The following is a 21950-nucleotide window of genomic DNA, read 5'->3' as shown; positions in this document are numbered from 1 at the left end:
ATGGCCACGCACCTGCTGACCGGTGCGGGCTCGGGGATCGGCGCGGCCCTCGCCCGACGGCTCGTGGAGCGCGGCGACGACGTCGTGGTGCTCGCGCGCGATGCGGGACGAGCGCGACAGATCGCCGAGCAGCTCCCCGGGGTCTCGACCCTGGTCGGCGATCTCGCGCAGCCGGGACGCCTCTCGTGGGCGCTCTCGAAGCAGAGCCTGCCCGATCGCATCGATTCCCTGGTGCACGCGGCCGGGGTCGTCGACCTCGGAACGGTGGGGGAGCTCACCCCGGCGCTCTGGGACCAGCAGCTCGCCGTCAATCTCGTCGCCCCGGCGGAGCTCACCCGGCTTCTGCTGCCCGTGCTCCGGGTCTCGCGGGGGCACGTCGTGTTCGTGAACTCCGGCGCCGGGCTCCGGGCGAGCCCGGGGTGGTCGGCCTACGCGGCTTCGAAGCACGGCCTGCGAGCTCTCGCGGACGCGCTCCGGCAGGAAGAGGCCGAGCACGGCCTCCGGGTGACATCGGTCTATCCCGGGCGCACGGCGACACCCATGCAGGAGCGCGTGCATCAGCAGGAAGGTCAGGAGTACGACGCGGCCCGGTTCATCACACCGGAAGCCGTGGCGACGACGATCCTCGCGGCGCTGGATCTCCCGCGGGACGCGCACCTCACGGATCTCACGGTGCGTCCCCAGGGCTGAGCGAGTCGATCACACCATTCTCCTGCACCTCCTCGTGAGGGTGTCAAGGCCCTTCCCTTCCCTGGCGGGGTAACGGAGGCTCGTCATCAGAGAGTCCTGGAGGGCCGACTGATGTCAGAAGTTCCTGATCCCCGTTTCGTGCTTCACCGCATCACGCCGTCGGAGTGGGTGATCAACGACCTGCGCTATCCCCAGAACGACCCGCGCCATGTCGTCGCCTGCGTCTACGAGCTCGCCGACACCGAGGTCGAGGTCACGTGGCTACGCGATCTTCCGCTGGCGATCCGCTACGGCACGGCGTTCGAGGTGTTGGAGGAGGTCGAGCGGATGCAGGGTGCCAGCCGGGCCACGCGACCCATCGCGATCCCGTCTCGCCCGCCCCTGCTGGCCACCTGAGCCGGCTCCGCGTGAGAAAGGGCACCCCTCCGTGAGGAGGCGGTGCCCTTTCGCGCGGCGTTGGTCAGCCGTCGTCGCCGCCGACAGCCGCGCGGTCGGCGTCCGCGCTCGATCCGGGCGCCGTCCGCGGGGCAGGGTCAGGAGGCGGCTGACGCACGTGCGATGCGATCGGAGACCGACCGCCATGCTCCGAACACCGCTTCCAGGTACGGGCTGGCGCAGGTGCGCCCAGAGATGCTCGCGTTGACGGTCATGACGAAAGCCCCGTCGTAGCGGTCGAAGAAGTCGAACACCGTCGATGAGGGTGCGGGGTCGACAGAGCCAGGTGCGGACTCGAACCGCCATCCGAAGTTGTTGCGTTGGGGCAGATACCACTGGTCCCGGAGGACGACGTCGAATCGACCGATTCCCGCAATGTGGAGAGCGATGCTCTCGCCGTTCCGCGGCATCTCGGCGGGAGAGCCGGCGATGATCGATCCGTCGCCTTGGAATATCTCCGCGAATCGGGACGACAGCATCTCCTGCACGCTGCGCGCGTCGATATCGCTGGACGGTCCGAGGACGTATGACGACGCGTACGTCATGTTCCCGGCAGGAGTGCTTCGACAGGTGCCCTCCCATGCACTTGTCGCCTGGGCGGGGGCGGGGAGTCCTGCGAACCCCAGGGAGATCAGGGCCAGAGTCACCACGATCTTCACGCTGCGTCTCATCTGCTTGTCGTCCTTTCGTCATCGGACACGGCCCGAGCTGGTCTGAGCCGAAAGGCAATCCGATTATTGGACAGGATACAAAAATATGTGCGTCGCGCCGATGGCTCGCAGCGAGCATGCCGGGATGGGACGATCGAGGCGGGATCGTGGGGCGTCGTACCACGGCCACCGCAAACGAGCCACGATGACGTAGCCGCGGGCACTGCAGCCTTCGCACTACGAACCTGATGCTCCGGATCGAACGAGTCCAAGGCGACTTCAGCAAGGAAGCTCTCGCCGAAGCAAACCGCATCATTGAGAAGATGCGTCGGTGGGCGCACGATCCTCACCAGCTTGAACCGCGGTCGCTTGCGCGGGTCGGGACGATGCGATCCGCAGATACGGGATCGGCTAATGACGGACGGGACCACCCACCACATCGATATGACGCGGCCGGGTCATGTTCGGTTCTCGTCGGTTGGCATCAACCAGGCATTGCGTCGGGGACCGCCCGGCAGCTCGGCACCCCGCCTTGTGTTGGCGGACCCGGGGAACAGTCCCCGGGTCGGGACGCTATCCCTCTAGGCTCCGCGCATACGCGGCCAGGTTCGTCGCGCTCGGGACGACCAAGCGGGCACGTCCGGGCATGACTAATCCCAACCCGGTTAGCTGACTGAGTGCGCGGCTGACGCTCTCTCTGGACGCGCCTATGAGATTGGCGATCTGTGCGTGCGTCATACGGACCAGCAGGCCTCCGCACCGTCGGCGCTCCCCAACCGTAAGTATCGTTTGGGCGAGTCTCAACGGCACCGGACTGAATGTCACCTCAGCGAGACGTGCTTCCAACCACCCGATGCGCTCGCTGACAATAGAAAGGAGCCGAAATGCGATGCGAGGGTCGGCGATGAGGAGTTCCCTCACGTGCCGCGAGTTGATGACGCAGACCTCTGTGTCATCAAGAGCCTCGACGACGTTGTCGCCCATGCGTTGCCCCAACAAGGGCATCTCCCCGAACACAGATCCTTGCCCCAGAATCGCCACGGTGAGTTCCCTGCCTTGACCGCTCGTCCGGAACACGCGCACCCGCCCGGTCCGAAGCACAAACAACAGATCCCGCTCACGCACTGGGTCGAGAACAGTTTCGCCTGGCTTGAACGCTCGCTGCAGCAACTGCTCGTCTAATGCCGCGAACTCTTGAGCACTGAGATCCACAAAAAGATCGGTGTCTCGGAGGCAGTCGAACTCTCTTCGGCTCAAAGGGGTGTTCCTCACCGGCCGCCGCGGAGCCCTCGGTGGCGCGTGTACTTGACTGAGTGTGCTCACCGGATGAGACGACACAAGTCACGAACTGTGATGCGATACCCGAAATACTGCTGCCGCTCTGCGACGTCTGTCACTGAACGGACCATAGTTCTCCGCGTACGGTGGCAGTCCATGCAATCGGAGAACGGCAGCAACACTGAACAAGTTCTCGACACGCATCCTCCCCATCGCATCCGCAGCCCTCGCGGCGGTCTCCCTCCTGGCTATCGCCCCAGCCGCAAGTGCGGCGGAGATGTGTGGAGAGCTCGTCGGAACATTCCAAGGACATGAGGTCACCGCACGGATCGTGGACGCCACGTAGAAGGTGCGCCCGCCGACGTCGTCAAGAAGCCCGCCTCGCTGACGCTCAATACCGCGAAACCGCGCCGGCCTCGCATGGGACGGCGGAAAAGCTCCCGGAGGTCGTCTCCCTCTCGCAACGTCGGCTGATGGACCCGGCCGCGGTGATCGCCGGGCTTCCGCGAGACACGAGGCCGTTGCCGCCAATGGACCGTTACGAACATCTGCAACCAAAACGCGCCGCGAAACTCACGGTCGACACCACCGATGTAGGAGCAAACACCGCATGACCCCTGCATTCACCACCCAGACGCCGACAACGCTGCGCGGGCGGCGAGGACTCACTGAAGAAGCCTCGACGGCCGCGGTCGACGCCGCCTGCCGCAGGCTCAGACTGCCCACGATGCGATCTGTCATGAACGACGCCCTCTCCTACGCCGACCGTGAGCAGCTCTCCTACCGGGGCTTGCTCGCCGAGCTGCTCCTCGCCGAGGTCGACGAACGCTATCGATGGTCCACATCGGCGACGTCGCTGCATTGCACTGCTCCGGCTCGACGGCTGTGGTGACGCCGCGAGCGACGCCACCACAGTTGTCATCAGAGGTTGGTGATGATGTTCGTATCCCAGGCGAGCCACGAGTTCGTGTTGTCGGATGATTGGATACGCACGTGGTTGACCAAATGACCGATGCCGCTGTAGGCCTTGACGGTCACCGGCACACTGACTGTCTCACCGGCGCCGACCGTGACTTGTCCGGTCAGGCCGCTTGCCCCCTCGACCAGGGAGCCCGGGTCTGTCACTGTGGCGCGTCCGGGGGTAATGAAGCGCTGGTCGATATCGACCGTCTCCGTCTCGGCCCCGGAGTTGGTGATGACGATGTCGAACGTATAGCTCGAGCCGGGGCGCACCTTGAACGTGTTATCGACGATCTTGGCGGTGACTTCGTGCTCGACCCAGGTGCCGACGAGTTCGCCCGAGGGCTCGACAGCCTGCGCAGCGGGCGCGATGGCGACGATCGAGGCCGCGACAAGACCCACAGCAGCAGTGGAGAGGAGACGCGAGGTGATTCTGTTCATGAGGTGTGTACCGCTTTCTCCGGACGTTCCGGACTGCCACGGTAGGCAGCAACCGCGCTGTGGTTCAGTGATCAAGATCACGGAACGACGGCTAGTGCATCCCCAGGCATACTCCTGCATCTGGCACCGAGTCACCCGGACACGCCAACCCGCCGACGCTCCGGAGGGGGGACAGCTGAAACTACATCGCGGACGGCGCGGGGACCGAGTTGCATCTGGCGCGTGGCATTCGGGTGGTGGTGGTCATGAGGCGGGCGTTGTGGCTTGCGCCGTTGCCATTGCACCGTGCCCGATGAGCCTGGAGACCTGGCCGACCTGCGTCGTGGAGACACCGGCGGCCGCGCCGTCACTTCCCCTCGGGTGTTGTACCCGGGCACGGGTGGATCGACCTCGGTCACTGTCAGCAACGGCGTATACCGCTGGCATGGGATCGCATCCTGCGCCTCGTGCTTTGAGGGGAAATTCTCGATCACTGATCTGACAAGCGGGCTCAGCGGGGGCTTCTCAACGGCCATTGCCTTGTCTAGACCGGTCGCGACGACCAAGCTCAAGGAGCACAGGTACTCGGGGACCTTGTCGGGCGTGGCATCCAACTTCCTGGTCCCCTGTGCGTGGACGGGGCCGAACAACACGATCTGCAAGTTCGGAACAAGGTTGGCGCGGGGGCCTGGGAACTGACCAGGCCCCTCAGCCGGTTATGCGCACTACATGCGCGGCGCCTCGGCCCTAGTGTGCACGTGGGCTCTCGTTGCTTTTCGTCCGAGATGGTCGGAACTCGTCGAAAAACGTGAGTAAGTTGTGAGCGGCCTCGAAACGGTGCTCCGTAGAAACACGAAAACCCCTGGATAACCAGGGGTTTTTCGTGGACCTGAGGGGACTCGAACCCCTGACCCCCTGCATGCCATGCAGGTGCGCTACCAGCTGCGCCACAGGCCCAGACGCTGCTCCGGAGTGCTCCAGGCAACGTGAAAACACTACTACACGAATCCGCATCCGCACCAATCGGGACGGGCCACCCGGGCGCGTCGGGGCCCGAGGAACATCCGGAGGAGCGACGGCGTTCGATCCATCGTGAGCACTCTCGACAGCATCGTGATCGGCGCCGGCCAGGCCGGGATGTCTGCGTCGTTCCACCTGCGTCGCCGCGGGATCGAGCACGTCGTCCTGGATGGCGATGCTCGGGCCGGGGGAGCCTGGCAGCACCGGTGGGATGCCCTCACGATGCGCGACGTGCACGGGGTCGCCGAGCTCCCGGGCGACACCGCGCCGCCGCGGGACGAGCGTCGGGCCAACATCGCGGTACCGGAGTACTTCGCCGCGTACGAGGAGGCCCATGATCTGCCGGTGCTGCGGCCGGTGCACGTCCGCCGGGTCCACGATGACCGGGGCGTCCTGGTCGTCGAGGCCGACGAGGGGGAGTGGCGCACCCGCACCCTCGTCAACGCGACGGGCACCTGGACGCAACCCTTCCTCCCGCACTATCCGGGGATGGAGACGTTCCTCGGGGAGCAGTTCCACACCGTCGACTACCCGGGTCCGGAGCACTTCCTCGGCAAGCGGGTGCTGGTCGTCGGCGGCGGTGCATCCGCCGTGCAGTTCCTCGGTGCCCTCGCTCCCCTCACCGAGACCCTGTGGGTCACCCGACGCCCGCCCGTCTGGCGCGATGACGACTTCACACCGGAGGCCGGTGCCGCCGCCGTCGCGCTCGTCGAGAAGCGGGTGGCGGCCGGGCTGCCCCCGGAGAGCGTGGTCAGTGTCACGGGTCTTATGCTGCGCCCCCAAGAACGCGAAGCGGAGCGCCTCGGGGCCTATGCCGACCGTCGACCGCTCTTCCAGCGCATCGAGCCCGACGGCGTGCGCTGGGCCGACGGATCGTTCGAGCGGGTGGACGTGATCCTGTGGGCGACGGGGTTCCGGCCGGCCATCGGCCACCTCGCCCCGCTCCACCTGCGCAGTGCCGCGGGCGGAATCCAGCTCGACCGCGGCGGCCGCGGTACGACGGCGGTGGCCGACCCCCGGGTGCAGCTCGTCGGGTACGGCCCGTCTGCGAGCACCATCGGTGCGAACCGGGCGGGGCGGGCCGCGGCGGCCGGTGTCGTCCGCGCGCTCGCGATGACGGGAGCCGCGGTCTCGTCCTGATCGTTTCGTCGTCCGGCGCATCCTGTGGATACGCTGGGAGGCATGCTGCGCATCGTCCTGACCGTCGTCTGGCTGCTGCTCTCCGCGTGGCTCGTGGTGTGGGTGGGGGAAGGCCTGTTCGGTGTGAACCAGCGCGAGTCGATCCTCCCCTTCGCGAGCGACGACGGCCCGGGCGGACCGATCGTGATCGGCGTCGCCTGGGGCCTGCTGCTCACCTTCGGCGGATCGATGTCGGGTCTGGCACGGCGCAAGAAGCTCCGCGGGCCGGCGCAGATCGGTGTCGGCACCATCGTCGAGATGTCCCGCACCGGCGTCACCGTGAACGACGTCCCGCAGTACGACCTCTTCATCCGGGTCAGCCCCAGCATCGGCGACGACTTCATCGGACAGCTGCGCATGCTGCTCGACGCCGGCGACGTCGGAGCCCTGCAGGTCGGGCAGCCTGTCCCCGTCCGCTACAACGTGGATGACCCCGACACGGTCGAGCTCGCCGACCTCAGCGACCCGAGCGTCCGGGAGGCGATGCTGCAGTGGCGCATCGACCGCGGCCTCATCGACCCGTCCCAGGTCCGCGCGCGCACGACGGGGATCCAGGTGCCCGCGTCCGTGGTGGGGGTGCGTCCGACCGGGCGGCGCCGTGAGGGGCAGAGCGAGCTCGCGCTGACGGTGCTCGTTGCCCCCGAGGGAGCAGAGCCGTGGGAGGCCGACACCACCGTGTTCGTCTACCCGCAGGCCGTGTCGCGCCTGCAGGTGGGAGCGCCGATCTGGGCGTTCTACCAGCGGGAGGATCCGCACACGGTCGCCGTCACCATCGAGAAGGAGGCGGCACGATGAACCCCCTCGACACGCTGATGTGGCTGGTGAACTTCCCCGCCGCGCACGGCTATGCGATGGTCTTCATCGCGGCGTTCTCGATCCTCGGGCTGTTCGCGATGTCCGCGCGAGGCGTGACTGCCGGCGGCTCGCTGCGGGCGGTACGCGAGCGGGAGGGTCTGGTTCCGGCGGGCACGCGATCCAGGGGCAGCATCGGCGGCGCCGCGGTCCGCGTGCTTTTCCGCGTCCTGGCCTTCGTGATGCTCGGCTCCCTCATCATCGGCATCCTGAGCCTGACCGGTGTGCCGGTGACCCGCGCGTACATCTTCGAGAACGGCCGTCCCACCACCGGCACGGTGGACGGCGACTGGGTGACGTTCACGGCCGCGGATGGCACCGAGTACACGCTGGAGAGCGACTTCTTCACTCCGGCCGTGTACCCGGACCGTGACGCGTGGCTCCCGAGCGGAGCGCCCGTGGTCGTGCGGTACCTGCCCGCGCACCCTCAGGCCTTCGTCATCGACAGTTCGCAGATCCCGGACTGACGTCGGTGAGGGCGCGTAGGGTGAAGACATGTCGCGCATCCTCGTCTTCGGCGGCCACGGCCGCATCGCCCTGCTGCTCGCCCCGCTCCTCGTCGCCCGCGGTCACGAGGTCACAGGGGTGATCCGGAACCCCGATCACGTGTCCGAGGTGGAGGAGGGTGGCGCGATCGCGCTCGTGGCCGACATCGAGACCATGGACGTCGACGCCCTCACCGAGATCATCCGCGGGCATGACGCGGTGGTGTGGTCGGCGGGCGCCGGGGGTGGGAGCCCCGAGCGCACCTACGCCGTCGACCGGGACGCGGCGGAGCGGACCATGGACGCGGCCGAGCGCGCCGGTGTGCGGCGGTACGTCCTGGTGTCGTGGATCGGGTCCACGGCCGACCACGGAGTCCCGGAAGAGGACTCCTTCTTCCCATACGCCGATGCGAAGTGGGCTGCCGACGAGCACCTCCGCGCTTCCGGCCTCGACGGGACGATCCTCGGCCCCGGCACGCTGACCTTCGACGACCCGACCGGACGCATCCGCATCGATCCGGAGGGGCGCGGCGAGGTCTCGCGCGCCGACGTCGCGGCAGTCATCGTCGCGACCCTGGAGGACCCGGGCACGATCGGGCGCACGATCCGCTTCGGCAACGGCGATGAGGAGACTTCGGTTCCGATCGCCGAGGCGATCGCACGCTGAGAGCGATGAAGCAGGGCCGGTCACGGGTGCGGCGGGGCGTCGGCGCTGCACTCGTCCTGCTTGCCCTCACGGGAGGTGCCTGCGTGTCGGCGGATGCACAGTCCAGCCCGGAGCCCGCTGCAGAGGCGGTGTCGGTGCAGGCCGCAGAACCGGACGCGTTCCGAGAGCAGGCCGCCGCCCTCGTCGCGGACATGCGCACCGCGGATCAGGCGTCATCCATCGTGATGGGACACATCGGCGGGACCGATCCGGCAGCGCTGCATGACTACATGAAGTCGGGGCTCGGAGGGTTCATCCTCATGGGCGGCAACATCCCGGCCACGGAAGCGGAACTCCGCACGCTGACGTCAGCACTGGCGATCGATCCCGCGCTCCCGCCGCTGATCGCGGTGGATCAGGAGGGCGGCATCGTGTCGAGACTGCCGTGGGACACGTACGCGGCGTCGCCGATGCTGAAGAATCGCCCGGTGGACGAGACGGAGGCCGCGTTCGCCGCGCGCGGCGCGCTCGTCGCCCGCGCCGGGATCACTGTCGACTTCGGCACCGTCGCCGACGTCCCCGCGGACCCCGGCTCGTTCATCTTCGCCCGGGCCCTCGGCGCCGATCCGGAGGGTGCCGCCGCTCGCACCGCCGCCGCGACGGAGGGCCAGGAGCACTTCGTCGCGTCCACGCTCAAGCACTTCCCCGGGCACGGAGCGGCACCGGGCGACTCCCATCACGCGATCCCGAGCACCAGCATGACGAAGGCCGCCTGGCGCGAAGCGGACGGCGTCCCGTTCGCCGCCGGCATCGAAGCCGGCGCCTCGTTGCTCATGTACGGCCATCTCGCGTACACCGCCGTGGACTCCCGTCCGGCGTCGCTCTCCGCCGAGTGGCATCGCATCGCGCGGGAAGAGCTCGGGTTCGACGGCGTGGCCGTGACGGACGACCTCGGCATGCTGCTGTCCTCGGGGGATCCGGCCTACGCCGACCCCGTCGCGAACGGCGTCGCCGCGGTCGCAGCCGGCAACGACCTCGTGCTCATGATCGCGGGGTCCACGGCGCAGACCGCGACCGAGATGGCCGCGGGGATCGCCGCGGCCGTCGACGCCGGGACGCTCCCCGCCGAGCGTCTGGAGGACGCGGCGACCCGAGTGCTCGCCCTGCGGCTGCAGCTCGCCGCAGCGTCGTCGTCGTGGGCGGTCTGCGGGGACTGCGCCGTCCGCTGACCTCAGGCTGCGGCGCGCTCGTCCGGGCCGAGCCAGGCGGTGAGGAGGGCGGCGCGGAGGCCGGCGCCGCGGTCTGCGAAACCACGCTGGCGCCGGACGTACTCGGCCTTGCCCTCCGGCGTCTCGATGCGTACCGGTTCGACGTCCCACGCCGACAGATCGTACGGGGCCGCCTGCATGTCGAGCAGTCGGATGTCGCGCGCCAGCTCGAACGCGTCCAGCAGCAGTTCTCCGGGAATGAGCGGGCCGAGTTTCATCGCCCACTTGTACAGGTCCATGCCGGCGTGCAGACAGCCGGGCTGTTCGAGGAGCGGCTGATCCTCTCTCGTCAGTGCCGCGCGGTTGCGAGGCGCCGCCTCCGGAGTGAAGAACCGGAAGGCGTCGAAGTGCGTGCAGCGGAGATCGTGGCCCTCGACCACCGCGTCCGTGCCCTCCTGCCCGAGCCGCAGGGGGACGGCATGCCGATGCTCCGCGGCACGGTAGACCATCGCCCACTCGTGCAGGCCGAAGCAGCCGAACTGCCCGGGCCGGGAGCCGGTGCGGCGCAGCATCAGCGAGACGAGGCGAGCGAGCTCCGGCTTCTCGGCGGCGAAGCGCTGGGCGTCGGGGATCGCGCCGCCGGGTGTGATCCCGGGGGAGTACCAGCGCCATGTCACTCGCTCGGATGCGTCCTGCAACTCCACGCCCGCCCCCGGGTGCCATCGCCGGAGCTGTGCGGGCTTGTAGCCGTAGTAGGTGAAGAGGAAGTCCCACACGGGGTGCTTCTCGCTGCGCGCCACACGGTCTCGGTGCTCCGCCGTCAGCGCGTCGGCCCGTTGCCGATGCGCGTCCTCGCGCTGCAGCCAGTCGTCACGCCTGAGGATCATGTCAGCGCAGGATGCCCGCATCGCCGAGCTGGTCGCGCAGGCCCGCGCCGTCCTCTGCGCTCACCCACGGAGCCTCGTCCGCGTCATGGGATTCCATCTCGGCGCGACCGCCGGCGAGCACCGCCTCCGCGGGCAGCAGCCGTCGGATCGCGACACCCGCGACGGAATCCGGGTACTCTTCCTGGAACTGCGTGTAGATGGCCTCGTCATGCTGGCCGTCGTCGCCGATCAGCAGCCATTTGACGTCCGGGAACTCGGTGGCCAGCCGACGGAGATTTGTGAGCTTGTGCTCGCGACCGCTGCGGAACCAGCGGTCGTGCGTGGGACCCCAGTCGGTCAGCAGCAGCGAGCCGGCGGGGAAGAGGTGCCGACCGAGGAACCGCGACAGGGTGGGGGCGACGTTCCAGGCGCCGGTGGAGAGATAGATCATGGGGGCGCCGGGGTGCTGCCGGAGAAGCTGATCGAGCAGAACCGCCATCCCGGGCACAGGAATGCGTGCGTGCTCGTCGACGACGAACGAGTTCCAGAAGGCGAGGAAAGGGCGGGGGAGCGCCGTGACCATGACGGTGTCGTCGACGTCCGACACGACACCGAACCGGGTGGCCTCCGCGACGACGAAGGCCCGGGCCTCGATGGGCTCCTGCCCCTCGACAGTGATCGTGAAGGTCTGCCAGCCGGGGTCGAGCTCGGCGCGGATGACGGTGTCGATGACGCCGCCGCGGTCGGCGACCACCCGATGCGTGCTGTCGCCGACATGCACGTCGACCGAGGCGAAGCCCACGGGGATGCCGACGAAGCTGCGCCAGCCGCGGATGCTCGCCGGTTCCCCGTCGCGACCGGGGCGCTGCGGCGGGACGATCAGGACGCGACCGAGCACGCGGACCCACCCGGGGCCGCCGTAGCCCGGGAAAGGCAGCACGGTGGCGTTCCGGCCGCGGCGGCGCGCTCGTCCCTCGCGCCACACGTGCAGGCGGTGCTCGAGACGGGCGAACCAGTGGATCCTGGGCGCCGGGGGTGCGGGGGCCATTGCCTCAGTCTTTCACGTCGGCGTCGGACTCCGCCGCCGGGGCCTCCAGATGACGAGCTTCCAGGCGGTGCAGCAGCCGCTTGCCCAGGTAGGCGAGCACGAGGAACAGGGCGATGACCCCGACGAACAGGTAGCCCGCGAAGTGCACGCGGTCGACGAGCTCACGGAAGCTCCCGGCCGCCAGTGAGGTCACGCTCACGTAGGCCGAGGCCCAGATGATGCAGGCCGGGGTCGTCCAGGCCAGGAAGCGCCGGTAGGGGTACTCGCTCATCCCGACCGTGAGAGGGACGAGGGAGTGGAGGACAGGGAGGAAGCGGGAGAGGAAGATGGCGATGCCGCCGCGTCGCGCGAGGTAGTTCTCCGCGCGGACCCAGTTGTGCTCCCCGATCCGCCGCCCGAGCCAGGAGGCACGGATGTAGGGGCCGAGCCAACGGCCGAGCCAGAAGCCGATGCTCTCTCCGATGAGGGCGCCAACGACGACGGCCACACCCATCGCGATGCCCTCCAGAGGGGTGGCGACGCCCATCGAGGCGATGATGACGATCGTGTCGCCGGGGACAATGAGGCCGATGAGGATGCTCGTCTCTAGCATGACGGCGAGACCTGCGACCAGCGTGCGCGTGACCGGATCGATCGACTGCACGGTGTCGAGGAGCCAGAGCAGGAGGTCGTCCACCCCATGAGGATACGGGAGCGGCCCGGTCCTAGGCTGGAAAGGTGCCCGACCGCCTGACCCCCCGACCGCTGCCGTCCTGGGTGGCTCCGGAGCGCCTCTTCCCGGCGCTCGCGGCGCGGCGGTCGGACGTGTTCTGGCTCGATGCGGGCGCCGATGCCGTCGAGGGATGGAGCTTCCTCGGTACCGGGGTCGCCGAACCGCTCCCGGAGGACGTGCGCCTGGATGCCGGGTCCGTCGAGGCGGGGATGCCGCCGTTCCGCGGGGGATGGGTCGGCTGGCGGGACTACGAGAGCGGAGCCGTCCGCGCGGGGGCTCCGGTCGCCACCGACCCGGAGCCGGGAGCCCGGACGTGGCTGCGCGTGACGATGGCCGTGGCGTTCGATCATGCCGCGCACCGCCTGTGGTTGCTGGCGCCGGAGGAAGAGGGGGAGGGCTGGCTGCAGAGTCTCCTGGTCGCCACCAGTCTCGAGACGCCGCAGCCGCGGCCGATGGAGGACCGTCACGCCGCCGAGGCGCGTCATACCCCCGCTGCATACGAGCAGCTCATCGAGCGCTGCCGTGACCTCATCCGCGCGGGCATCGCGTACCAGCTCTGCCTCACGACGCGGTTCACCGTGCCAGGGACTCACGACCCCGTCGCCGTCTACGAGCGGCTCCGGGCGGCGACCCCTGCCCACCATGGCGGTTTCCTGCGCATCGGGGGACGTGCGCTCCTCAGCGCCAGCCCCGAGCAGTTCCTCCACGCCGGCGGTGGGGTCATCCGCACCCGTCCCATCAAGGGGACCCGTCCTCGGGGCGCCGATGCCGCGACCGATGCCGCGCTCGCCGCAGAGCTCGCCGCGGATCCGAAGGAGCGGGCCGAGAACGTCATGATCGTCGACCTCATGCGCAACGACCTCTCCCGGGTGTGCGTGCCGGGGTCGATCCGGGTCGAAGGGCTCTGGGAGGTCGAGAGCTATCCGGCCGTGCATCAGCTCGTCAGCACCGTCAGCGGCACGGCCGCGGAGGGGACCACGGTCGGGGCGCTGCTGGAGGCGGCATTCCCCGCCGGAAGCATGACCGGAGCGCCGAAGCTGTCGGCGATGACGCAGCTGCACGAGCTCGAAGGAGGCCCGCGCGACATCTACGCCGGCTGCTTCGGCTACATCGGCGTGGACGGTGCGCTCGACCTCGCGATGGTGATCCGCAGCATCGTCGTGGACGAGGAGGCCGCGTTCGTCGGAGCCGGTGGCGGGATCACCTGGGGATCGGTTCCCGCAGCCGAGGCGCGTGAGGTCGCCACGAAGGCACGCGCCCCCCTCGCGGCGCTCGGCGCGGAAATGCCCGCCACCTGGCGTTCCGATATCCTGAACTGATCCCGTTTTTCCCTTCAGATTGGTCGTGCGTTCGTTGTCCGAGAACATGTCCACCGCTCCCGTCGACGAGGAGTTCTCCTCGCCGCACGCCATCCAGGCCAAGTGGCAGAAGTACTGGGCGGAGCACGAGACGTTCCTCACGGGCGGCGACGAGGACACGCGGCCGCGGCGCTACGTGCTGGCGATGTTCCCCTATCCCTCCGGTGACCTGCACATGGGGCACGCGGAGAACTACCTGTACTCCGACATCGTCGCCCGCTTCTGGCGACACCGCGGTCACAACGTCCTGAACCCGATCGGGTGGGACTCCTTCGGCCTGCCCGCGGAGAACGCCGCGATCCGCCAGGGTGCCGACCCGCGCGAGTGGACGTACCAGAACATCGCGCAGCAGAAGGTGGGCTTCCAGCAGTACGGCGTCTCGTTCGACTGGAGCCGGGTGCTGCACACGTCCGACCCCGAGTACTACCGCTGGAACCAGTGGCTGTTCCTGAAGATGTACGAGCGCGGCCTGGCGTACCGGAAGAAGAGCCCGGTCAACTGGTGCCCGAACGACCAGACCGTTCTGGCCAACGAGCAGGTCGTCGACGGGCGCTGTGAGCGCTGCGGCTACGAGGTCGTCAAGAAGAAGCTCACCCAGTGGTACTTCCGCATCACCGACTACGCGGACCGCCTGCTGGACGACCTGAACCAGCTCGAGGGGTTCTGGCCGCACAAAGTGCTGCAGATGCAGCGCAACTGGATCGGCCGCTCCGTCGGCGCCGACGTCGACTTCCGCATCGAGGGGCGCGAGGAGCCGGTGACGGTGTTCTCGACGCGCCCCGACACCCTGCACGGGGCGACGTTCTTCGTCGTCGCCCCCGACGGCGATCTGGCCGCCGAGCTCGCCGCCGACGCCGAGCCCGAGGTGCGTGAGCGCTTCCAGGCCTACCTGGCCGAGGTGCAGAAGACCACCGACATCGATCGGCAGTCCACCGACCGCCCCAAGACGGGCGTGTTCCTGGGCCGTTACGCGATCAATCCGGTCAACGGCGAGAAGCTGCCGATCTGGGCCGCCGACTACGTGCTGGCCGACTACGGCCACGGCGCCGTCATGGCGGTCCCGGCACACGACCAGCGCGACCTCGACTTCGCACGCGCGTTCGACCTGCCGGTCAAGGTCGTCGTCGACACCACTGCTCCGGTCACCGGTGCCATGCCGGTCATCGAGGTGGACGAGGACGGCGTCCCGATCGATGCGGATGCCGCGCTCGACGAGCAGAACCCGGCGAAGACCGGCGTCGCGCTCACCGGCGAGGGGCGCATGATCAACTCCGGTCCGCTCAACGGCCTCTCGAAGCGCAACGCGATCGCGCGCGCCATCGAGCAGCTGGAGGCCACGGGGACGGGTCGGGCGGCGAAGAACTACCGCCTGCGTGACTGGCTGATCTCGCGCCAGCGCTTCTGGGGCACGCCGATCCCGATGCTGCACGCCGAGGACGGCCGGATCATCCCGGTTCCCGAGGAGCGGCTGCCCGTGAAGCTGCCGAGCGTGGAGGGCCTGGACCTCAAGCCGAAGGGGACCTCGCCGCTTGGCGGCGCGGAGAGCTGGGTGCGCACGACCGACCCGGAGACGGGCGACCCGGTACTCCGGGACCCCGACACGATGGACACCTTCGTCGACAGCTCCTGGTACTTCCTCCGGTTCCTGTCGCCGAACAGCGACACGGTGGCGTTCGACCCGGCCCAGGCGGCGCGCTGGGCCCCGGTGGACTCGTACATCGGCGGCGTCGAGCACGCGATCCTGCACCTGCTCTACGCCCGCTTCATCACGAAGGTCCTCTTCGACATGGGGCTGATCGACTTCACCGAGCCGTTCTCGAACCTGATCAACCAGGGCATGGTGCTGCTCGACGGACAGAAGATGTCGAAGAGCAAGGGCAACCTGGTGCTGTTCCAGGAGGAGCTCGACGCCCACGGCGCCGACGCCCTGCGCGTCGGTCTGGCCTTCGCCGGTCCGGTGGAGGACGACAAGGACTGGGCGGATGTGTCGACCACCGGCGCGCAGAAGTTCCTCGCGCGCGCCCTGCGGATCGCGCACGAGGTCGCGAGCCCGGTCGACGTCGTCTTCGACGGCGGCGACGCGGCGCTGCGCCGTGCGACGCACAAGCTGCTCGCCGAAGCGCCCGCCCTGGTCGAGCAGACCAAGTTTAACGTGCTCGTCGCCCGTCTGATGGAGCTGGTCAACGTGACCCGCAAGACGATCGACGGCGCTGCCGGTGCCGCCGACCCCGCCGTCCGCGAGGCGGCGGAGACCATCGCCGTCATGCTCGACCTGATCGCCCCGCACACCGCGGAGGAGATGTGGGAGATCCTGGGGCACGAGCCGTCCGTCGGACTCGTGTCGTGGCGCTCCGCCGACCCGGCGCTGCTCGTCGAGGACACCGTCACCGCGGTCGTGCAGATCGGCGGCAAGGTGCGCGCGCAGCTGGAGGTGCCGGCACGCATCGGCGAGGCCGAGCTCGAGGCGATGGCCCGGGCGGACGAGCGCGTCATCCGGTCGATCGGCGATCGCGAGATCGTCAAGGTCGTCGTGCGGGCCCCCAAGATCGTCAGCATCGTCGTCAAGGGCTGAGCCCTCGGCGTGCGAGGAGGCCGTGCGGGAAGGGATGATCCTCGGACCAGGCCCCGATCGGGAACGGCTGTCCTCCACGACGAGTCCCTTCTGCGCGTGTCTTCACGGTTGCTGTGCCCGGAGCCGAGAGGCGGTGGGCGCGGAGCTTAGGGTGACCGGATGACCTCGTCCCCGCCTCCGCCTCCTCCGGCCCGTCGGAGGTTCCGCCTCGGGCTCGGCGCGGCGGTCGTGCTGGCGATCGTCGCGCTCTCCACCGCCGTCGGCCTCGGCCTGATGCAGGGCCAACCGTCGTCCGTCGAGGCCGTTCCGCTTGCGGAGAGCTCCGCGTCGGTCGAGCCCGCGCCCGGGGAGATCTACGTGCACGTGCTCGGGGCAGTCGTGCGCCCGGGCCTGTACGTCCTGCGCACCGACTCCCGGGTCGTCGATGCTCTCGCGGCCGCCGGCGGGTCGACGGATGCTGCCGACCTCGCGGGGGTCAACCTCGCCCGACGTGTCGAGGACGGGGAGCAGATCCTCGTCCCGGTCGTGGGTGCCGTCACCGACCCCTCGGCTGCGCCTCCCGGCGACGGGACGGTCGATCTGAACACGGCGGATCAGGCCGCTCTGGAGGAGCTCCCGGGAATCGGACCGGCGCTGGCCGAGCGCATCGTCGCGTGGCGCGAGGACAACGGTCGGTTCCGCACGGTGGACGACCTCCTGGCAGTGCCGGGGATCGGGGAGAAGGCCCTGGAGGGGCTGCGCGACGCGGTGCGCGTGTGAGAGTCGCCTACCCCTGGGGATCGCAGGTCAGCGTGGCATCTGTGATCACCTGGGTCGCCAGCTCCCGCTCGGACTCAAGCGGATCGCGTCCGTCGACCAGGAGCTGGACGCTCTCATCGGACAACTCGGAGTCGTAGACGTACTGCCCGACGCAGGGATAGAAGTCCGGCATGTCGTCATAGGTCGTCAGGCCGTTCGACCGGTTGATCTCCTCCGCGGACGCCCCGATCTCCTCGGGCGTCGGACGGCTCTCACTGGCGCTGCTCGGCGCGTCGGATGGCTGGGCGCTGGCCGAGGGAGCGCTTTCGGCGGGCAACGCGCCGTTCAGCGCCGAGGAGGCCAGCACGAGCGACACGATGAGCACGATGACCCCGATCACGGCGCCGACGACCGACACGACCATGCCGACGATCGACGGCCACTTCGCGGCGCTTTTCGTGAACAACCCGACCAGCGACACGACGAACCCGGCGAACAGGATCACCGCGCCGACCACGAACAACACGGGGATGAAGGCGAGAATGGCGCCGAGGACGGCCAGGCCCAGCCCGATGAACCCGAGGACCGGCGCCGGCCGAGAAGCAGCGTCAGGGACCTGGTGCGCCGGGGCGGCCGACCCGTATGTCGGCGCCTCGGGATGAGGCGGCGAGGGATTCGTCGGAGCTGAAGTGGGAGCGTACGCGTCCGTCCACCGTGCTCCGTCCCACCACCGCTGGCGCCCGGAACCATCGTCGTACCACCCGGCCGGGACACTCATGCGCTCTCCTCCTCGTTGCGGCAGCGTCTGCCGCGCGCGAGTACCCAGGCTACCCAATCGCCTCGGACGAGGCCGTCACCGCGTCGGTCGCCTCCGACGCCGGCGGTCTCTGCCATCGGAGAAGTGCTCCTCCACACCCTGACTTCCAGGGTCGTTGTCCTCTGCTCCTGCGGCGGCGGTCGCGGCGGGCGGAGCGGGAGTCGGCGCGACTCTAGCGTGATCGGATGCATGAGCTGCCGTGTTCGTCCCCGGGGTCCGAGTGGGGATCCGCGATGACGCGCGACCTTCGCCTGCTGCCGGTAGCGGTCGGTGCCTGGGGTGTCGCCCTGGTCTGCGTGTTCGTGCCGGGAACGGCGGGGTGGCTGGTGGGGGGATGCCTGGCAGCCGCGGTGGTCATCGGCGCCGCGCTCGCGATCCGGCACCGCGCAGTCGCGACGATCGGGGGACTGGTCATCGTGGTGCTCGCGACGGCGGCAGCCGTGGCGTTCACCGTCCTCGTACAGTCCGCGGACCGTGACGCCGTGCACGCGTGGGGAGGCAGAGCCGTCGAAGCGGTGGGGCAGGTGTCGTCATCGGCGTCCGTGGGACGCGATGGGCGTCTGTGGATGGACGTGCAGCTGCGCGGCATCGGTGCGCCCGGAGCCGTGGCGCCGGCGGCCGGTCCAGTGCGCATCGGCATCGAGGAAGGGGAGGGGTTCGTCCTCGGCGCGCAGGTGCGGGTGACCGGTGAGAGTGCGGAAACGGATCCGGGGGAGCGGGCAGCCCTCTTCGTCTTCGTCACCGCCGGAACGGTGGAACAGTCCGCACCCGGCGTCTTCGGATTCGCAGCCGACCTCCGCCGTTCGTTCGTCGAGCGCGCGACGCGGCTCCCCGAACCCGGCGCCGGACTCCTCCCGGGGCTGGCGGTGGGCGACACCACCGCCGTGCCCGTCGCCGTCGACGCCGACATGCGCACGAGCGGTCTCAGCCACCTCACCGCCGTGTCCGGGGCGAACTGCGCGGTCGTCGTCGCTGCGGTGTTCGGGATCGTGGCGTTGAGCGGTGGAACGCGAGCGCTGCGGGTCGTGCTCGCCGCCCTCGCCCTGGCGGCCTTCGTCGTGCTCGTGACGCCGGAGCCGAGCGTCATCCGGGCCGCCACGATGGCCGCGGCGGGCATGCTGTCGATCCTCGTCGGGCGGCCGAGCGCAGGGGCCGGAATCCTGGCCCTGTGCGTGGCCGTGCTCCTCGTCGCCGATCCCTGGCTCGCATCGACGCCGGGATTCGCGCTGTCCGCGGTGGCCTCCGGGTCCCTCATCCTGCTGGCCCCAGCGCTGGCGAACGGGATCGGACGCTGGCTACCCGGTCCGCTCGCCCTGGCGATCGCCGTGCCCCTGGCTGCGCAGCTCGCGTGCGCGCCCGTGATCGCGCTGTTCGCGGAGCAGCAGTCGCTCGTCTCGGTCGTCGCGAACCTCCTCGCCGAGCCGGCGGCGCCGATCGCGACGGTGATCGGGCTCGTCGCCTGTCTCGCTGCGCCTCTCCCACCCGTCGCGGATCTGCTCGCGGCGTGCGCCTGGCTGCCGTCTGCGTGGATCGCGGCCGTCGCCCATGTCACTTCCGGGCTCCCTGGCGCTCAGGTGCTCCTCCCCGCGGGGCTCGGCAGCGCTGCCCTCGTTGCGCTGGTGACCGTCGCGATCGCCATCGTGTGCTGCCGCGGAAGGCCGGGCCCCCGGGGGGTCGCGCGCCCGGACGTCGTGACGGTGCGGTCTCGTCCGCCGGGGCTCTCGACGTCCGGCGGCGTCCTCACCATCGTCCGATGCGTGGCGGCCGGCGTTCTCATCGTTGTGGCGTCCGTCGGTGCTTCCCGCGTGCTGGTCGACGGTCCGCTCGCCCCGCTCGTGACGCCGCACGGGTGGGTGATCGCCGCATGCGACGTGGGCCAGGGCGATGCGATCCTGGTGCGTTCGCAGGACGCGATCGCGCTCATCGACACGGGACCGGACGCGGGTGCGCTCGATGCCTGCCTCCGCTCGCTGAGCATCGACCGCATCGATCTGCTCGTGCTCACGCATTTCGACGCGGACCACGTCGGGGGTGCGGCCGTGCTCGAAGGGCGGGTGGGTACGGTGCTGCACGGACCGCCCGCCGATGACGCCGATACGCGCGTGCTCGACGACCTGGCGCGGGCGGGCGCTGCCCTCCGTCCGGTCGGCGCCGGGGACCGGGGCGCTCTCGGCCAAGCGTCGTGGCGAGTGCTCTGGCCGCGGAAGGACAGCGTCGCCTTCCCACCGGGCAACGATGCGAGCGTCGTCACCGAGTTCGCCGGGGGAGGAGTGCCCCGTGCCCTGTTCCTTGGCGATCTCTCCGCGGCCCCGCAACGTGCGCTGCTCCGCGGTACGCCGCTGACACGATACGACGTGCTGAAGGTCGCCCACCACGGCAGCGCTGACCAGGAGCCGGCCCTCTACGAGGCTCTGCAGCCGAGCGTGGCGCTCATCACGGTCGGCGCGGAAAACGACTACGGGCACCCGCGTCGGGAGACCCTCGATCTTTTGTCGGCGCTCGGCGCGCAGGTCTACCGCACCGATCACGACGGCCGCACGCTGCTCGGCGTCGAGGACCATGCCCTCCGCGTCTGGACCGATGGCGCGCCGCCCTGAGTCGGGTGTCCGACACCGCCGGTAGGCTGGTCCCATGGCAGCTTCCCGTCCTCCCTCCCGCGGCGGCGCGAAGGCCACGAAGATCCCGCAGGTGTCGTGGCGAGAGCCTCACCCCGCGCCGCTGGTGCTCGTCTCGGGCCCGGAAGAGGTCTGCGCCGAACGCGCGATCGCCGGGGTGCGCGACTACCTCCGTGCCGAGGATCCGGCGCTCGAGGTCAGCGACGTCCGTGCCGACGACTACGCTCCCGGCACGCTGCTCTCCCTGACCTCGCCGTCGCTGTTTGGAGAGCCGCGACTGGTCCGCGTGTCCGGCGTGGAGAAGTGCTCCGACGCGTTCCTCCAAGAGGCCATCGGGTATCTGGAGAACCCGCAGGAGGGGGCGACCGTCGTCCTGCGGCACACCGGAGCCAGCGTCCGCGGGAAGAAGCTCCTCGACGCCCTCCGCGCGGGGACCGGCGGCGGGATCGAGATCGCCTGCCCCGCCATCAAGCGCGACGGCGACCGGGTCGACTTCGCGGCGGGGGAGTTCAAGGCGGCCAAGAAGCGCATCGCTCCGCCGGCACTCCGAGCGCTCGTCTCGGCATTCGCCGACGACCTCACCGAGCTCGCCGCTGCATGTCAGCAGCTCATCGGCGATGTCGACGGCGACATCACCGAAGAGGTCGTCACCAAGTACTACGGCGGCCGGGTCGAGGTGTCGGCGTTCGTCGTCGCCGACACCGCCATCGCTGGCCGATACGGTGAGGCTCTCGTGGCGCTCCGCCACGCCCTGTCCTCCGGCGCAGACCCGGTGCCGATGGTCGCCGCGTTCGCGATGAAGCTGCGCACGATGGCGCGCGTCGCCGGCAACCGTGAACCCAGCAGGCAGCTCGCCCAGCGCCTCGGGATGAAGGACTGGCAGGTAGACCGCGCGCGCCGCGACCTGGCGGGATGGAACGAGCGCTCCCTGGGAATGGCGATCCAGGCGACTGCGCGCGCCGACGCCGAGGTCAAGGGTGCAGCGCGCGACCCCATCTTCGCGCTTGAGCGCATGGTGACGGTCATCGCCACCCGTGAGCCGTTCGGGGGCTAGGGCTCTCGCCCCCGGAAAGCAGAAAGCCCGCCTCACGAGGAGACGGGCTTTCCGGAAGTCAGAAGCTCAGAGAGCGGCGACCTGCTTGGCGATCGCCGACTTGCGGTTCGATGCCTGGTTCTTGTGCAGCACACCCTTGCTGACGGCCTTGTCGAGCTTGACCGAGGCCTTCTTCAGGCTCTTCTCTGCTGCGGCCTTGTCGCCGGCGGCGACGGCCGCGCGGGTCTGGCGGACGAGAGTCTTCAGCTCGCTCTTCACGGCCTTGTTGCGCGCGTGAGCCTTCTCGTTGGTCTTGTTGCGCTTGATCTGCGACTTGATGTTTGCCACGTGTGGACGCTTTCTGTACA

20 protein-coding genes, 1 tRNA gene and 1 pseudogene are annotated in these 21950 nt (G+C 69.4%); 13 read left to right on the top strand and 9 right to left on the bottom strand.

What is annotated here, in order from left to right; all coding sequences use genetic code 11:
* Both WFJ36_RS06055 and WFJ36_RS06050 read left to right on the top strand, forming a co-directional pair.
* Complete coding sequence (locus WFJ36_RS06055; RefSeq protein ID WP_071329538.1) at nucleotides 1-690, top strand: SDR family oxidoreductase; 690 nt, start codon at nucleotides 1-3, stop codon at nucleotides 688-690.
* 111 nt (nucleotides 691-801) lie between these two features.
* Nucleotides 802-1086 (top strand): hypothetical protein, encoded by a 285-nt coding sequence (locus WFJ36_RS06050; protein ID WP_060921687.1) that lies wholly within the window; start codon nucleotides 802-804, stop codon nucleotides 1084-1086.
* Nucleotides 1087-1223: 137 nt separating this feature from the next.
* Here WFJ36_RS06050 and WFJ36_RS06045 read toward each other — a convergent pair whose 3' ends face one another.
* Both WFJ36_RS06045 and WFJ36_RS06040 read right to left on the bottom strand, forming a co-directional pair.
* Nucleotides 1224-1796 carry a hypothetical protein gene (locus WFJ36_RS06045; protein ID WP_336642886.1) on the bottom strand — a complete coding sequence of 191 codons (573 nt, stop codon included), beginning with the start codon at nucleotides 1794-1796 and terminating at the stop codon, nucleotides 1224-1226.
* Between the two features lie 552 nt (nucleotides 1797-2348).
* A complete protein-coding gene (locus tag WFJ36_RS06040) occupies nucleotides 2349-3032 on the bottom strand; it encodes a Crp/Fnr family transcriptional regulator (protein WP_071329536.1) in 684 nt (227 codons plus the stop codon).
* 631 nt (nucleotides 3033-3663) lie between these two features.
* On the opposite strand from WFJ36_RS06040, the pseudogene WFJ36_RS06035 reads away from it, so the two are divergent.
* Nucleotides 3664-3897: pseudogene (locus WFJ36_RS06035) on the top strand (IS21-like element helper ATPase IstB); the annotation flags it as partial.
* Between the two features lie 77 nt (nucleotides 3898-3974).
* Here WFJ36_RS06035 and WFJ36_RS06030 read toward each other — a convergent pair.
* Both WFJ36_RS06030 and WFJ36_RS06025 read right to left on the bottom strand, forming a co-directional pair.
* Nucleotides 3975-4454: a hypothetical protein gene (locus WFJ36_RS06030; RefSeq protein WP_143049304.1), complete on the bottom strand. Its 480-nt coding sequence runs from the start codon at nucleotides 4452-4454 to the stop codon at nucleotides 3975-3977.
* Between the two features lie 863 nt (nucleotides 4455-5317).
* Nucleotides 5318-5390, bottom strand: a tRNA-Ala gene (locus WFJ36_RS06025).
* A 135-nt stretch (nucleotides 5391-5525) separates the two neighbouring features.
* Between WFJ36_RS06025 and WFJ36_RS06020 the strand changes: the two genes are divergently transcribed.
* The 5 genes from WFJ36_RS06020 (at nucleotide 5526) to WFJ36_RS06000 (ending at nucleotide 9844) form a co-directional block, all read left to right on the top strand.
* Complete coding sequence (locus tag WFJ36_RS06020; RefSeq protein WP_336642885.1) at nucleotides 5526-6593, top strand: flavin-containing monooxygenase; 1068 nt, start codon at nucleotides 5526-5528, stop codon at nucleotides 6591-6593.
* A 42-nt stretch (nucleotides 6594-6635) separates the two neighbouring features.
* The gene (locus WFJ36_RS06015) at nucleotides 6636-7427 is read left to right on the top strand and encodes a hypothetical protein (RefSeq protein WP_071329533.1); all 792 of its coding nucleotides are present in this window, start codon (nucleotides 6636-6638) and stop codon (nucleotides 7425-7427) included.
* Nucleotides 7424-7951, top strand: coding sequence for a DUF3592 domain-containing protein (locus tag WFJ36_RS06010; protein WP_071329532.1), 528 nt, complete (start codon nucleotides 7424-7426; stop codon nucleotides 7949-7951). Before WFJ36_RS06015 ends, WFJ36_RS06010 begins: the two co-directional genes overlap by 4 nt.
* A gap of 28 nt (nucleotides 7952-7979) precedes the next feature.
* Nucleotides 7980-8636, top strand: a complete 657-nt coding sequence (locus tag WFJ36_RS06005; protein ID WP_071329531.1) for an SDR family oxidoreductase — start codon at nucleotides 7980-7982, stop codon at nucleotides 8634-8636.
* An 83-nt stretch (nucleotides 8637-8719) separates the two neighbouring features.
* A complete protein-coding gene (locus WFJ36_RS06000; RefSeq protein ID WP_336642884.1) occupies nucleotides 8720-9844 on the top strand; it encodes a glycoside hydrolase family 3 N-terminal domain-containing protein in 1125 nt (374 codons plus the stop codon).
* A gap of 2 nt (nucleotides 9845-9846) precedes the next feature.
* Here WFJ36_RS06000 and WFJ36_RS05995 read toward each other — a convergent pair whose 3' ends face one another.
* Genes WFJ36_RS05995 through WFJ36_RS05985 form a run of 3 tightly spaced genes read right to left on the bottom strand, consistent with a single transcriptional unit; the run spans nucleotide 9847 to nucleotide 12413 of the window.
* The gene (locus WFJ36_RS05995) at nucleotides 9847-10710 is read right to left on the bottom strand and encodes a 3-methyladenine DNA glycosylase (protein ID WP_083391791.1); all 864 of its coding nucleotides are present in this window, start codon (nucleotides 10708-10710) and stop codon (nucleotides 9847-9849) included.
* Between the two features lies 1 nt (nucleotide 10711).
* Nucleotides 10712-11737 (bottom strand): App1 family protein, encoded by a 1026-nt coding sequence (locus WFJ36_RS05990; RefSeq protein ID WP_336642883.1) that lies wholly within the window; start codon nucleotides 11735-11737, stop codon nucleotides 10712-10714.
* 4 nt (nucleotides 11738-11741) lie between these two features.
* A complete protein-coding gene (locus WFJ36_RS05985; RefSeq protein WP_025104953.1) occupies nucleotides 11742-12413 on the bottom strand; it encodes a DedA family protein in 672 nt (223 codons plus the stop codon).
* 41 nt (nucleotides 12414-12454) lie between these two features.
* Between WFJ36_RS05985 and WFJ36_RS05980 the strand changes: the two genes are divergently transcribed.
* From WFJ36_RS05980 to WFJ36_RS05970, 3 genes are all read left to right on the top strand, one after another.
* The gene (locus WFJ36_RS05980) at nucleotides 12455-13768 is read left to right on the top strand and encodes an anthranilate synthase component I family protein (protein WP_336642882.1); all 1314 of its coding nucleotides are present in this window, start codon (nucleotides 12455-12457) and stop codon (nucleotides 13766-13768) included.
* Nucleotides 13769-13814: 46 nt separating this feature from the next.
* Entirely contained in the window at nucleotides 13815-16379 is a 2565-nt protein-coding gene (leuS, locus tag WFJ36_RS05975; RefSeq protein ID WP_336642881.1) for a leucine--tRNA ligase, read from the top strand.
* Nucleotides 16380-16538: 159 nt separating this feature from the next.
* Entirely contained in the window at nucleotides 16539-17138 is a 600-nt protein-coding gene (locus WFJ36_RS05970; protein WP_336642880.1) for a helix-hairpin-helix domain-containing protein, read from the top strand.
* Between the two features lie 7 nt (nucleotides 17139-17145).
* Here the strand turns inward: WFJ36_RS05970 and WFJ36_RS05965 are convergent, their stop codons facing one another.
* Nucleotides 17146-17895, bottom strand: a complete 750-nt coding sequence (locus tag WFJ36_RS05965; protein WP_071329525.1) for a DUF2510 domain-containing protein — start codon at nucleotides 17893-17895, stop codon at nucleotides 17146-17148.
* 272 nt (nucleotides 17896-18167) lie between these two features.
* Here WFJ36_RS05965 and WFJ36_RS05960 point away from each other — a divergent pair, with 272 nt between their 5' ends.
* Nucleotides 18168-20531, top strand: a complete 2364-nt coding sequence (locus tag WFJ36_RS05960) for a ComEC/Rec2 family competence protein (protein WP_336642879.1) — start codon at nucleotides 18168-18170, stop codon at nucleotides 20529-20531.
* Nucleotides 20532-20565: 34 nt separating this feature from the next.
* The gene (holA, locus tag WFJ36_RS05955; RefSeq protein WP_071329524.1) at nucleotides 20566-21603 is read left to right on the top strand and encodes a DNA polymerase III subunit delta; all 1038 of its coding nucleotides are present in this window, start codon (nucleotides 20566-20568) and stop codon (nucleotides 21601-21603) included.
* Nucleotides 21604-21669: 66 nt separating this feature from the next.
* Here the strand turns inward: holA and rpsT are convergent, their stop codons facing one another.
* Complete coding sequence (gene rpsT / locus WFJ36_RS05950; protein ID WP_060921459.1) at nucleotides 21670-21930, bottom strand: 30S ribosomal protein S20; 261 nt, start codon at nucleotides 21928-21930, stop codon at nucleotides 21670-21672.
* Nucleotides 21931-21950: the final 20 nt, after the last annotated feature.

The sequence above is a fragment of the Microbacterium sp. MMO-113 genome, from assembly GCF_037148555.1.
In the GTDB taxonomy this organism is placed as follows: Bacteria; Actinomycetota; Actinomycetes; order Actinomycetales; family Microbacteriaceae; genus Microbacterium.
This window is presented reverse-complemented; position numbering and strand designations above follow the sequence as displayed.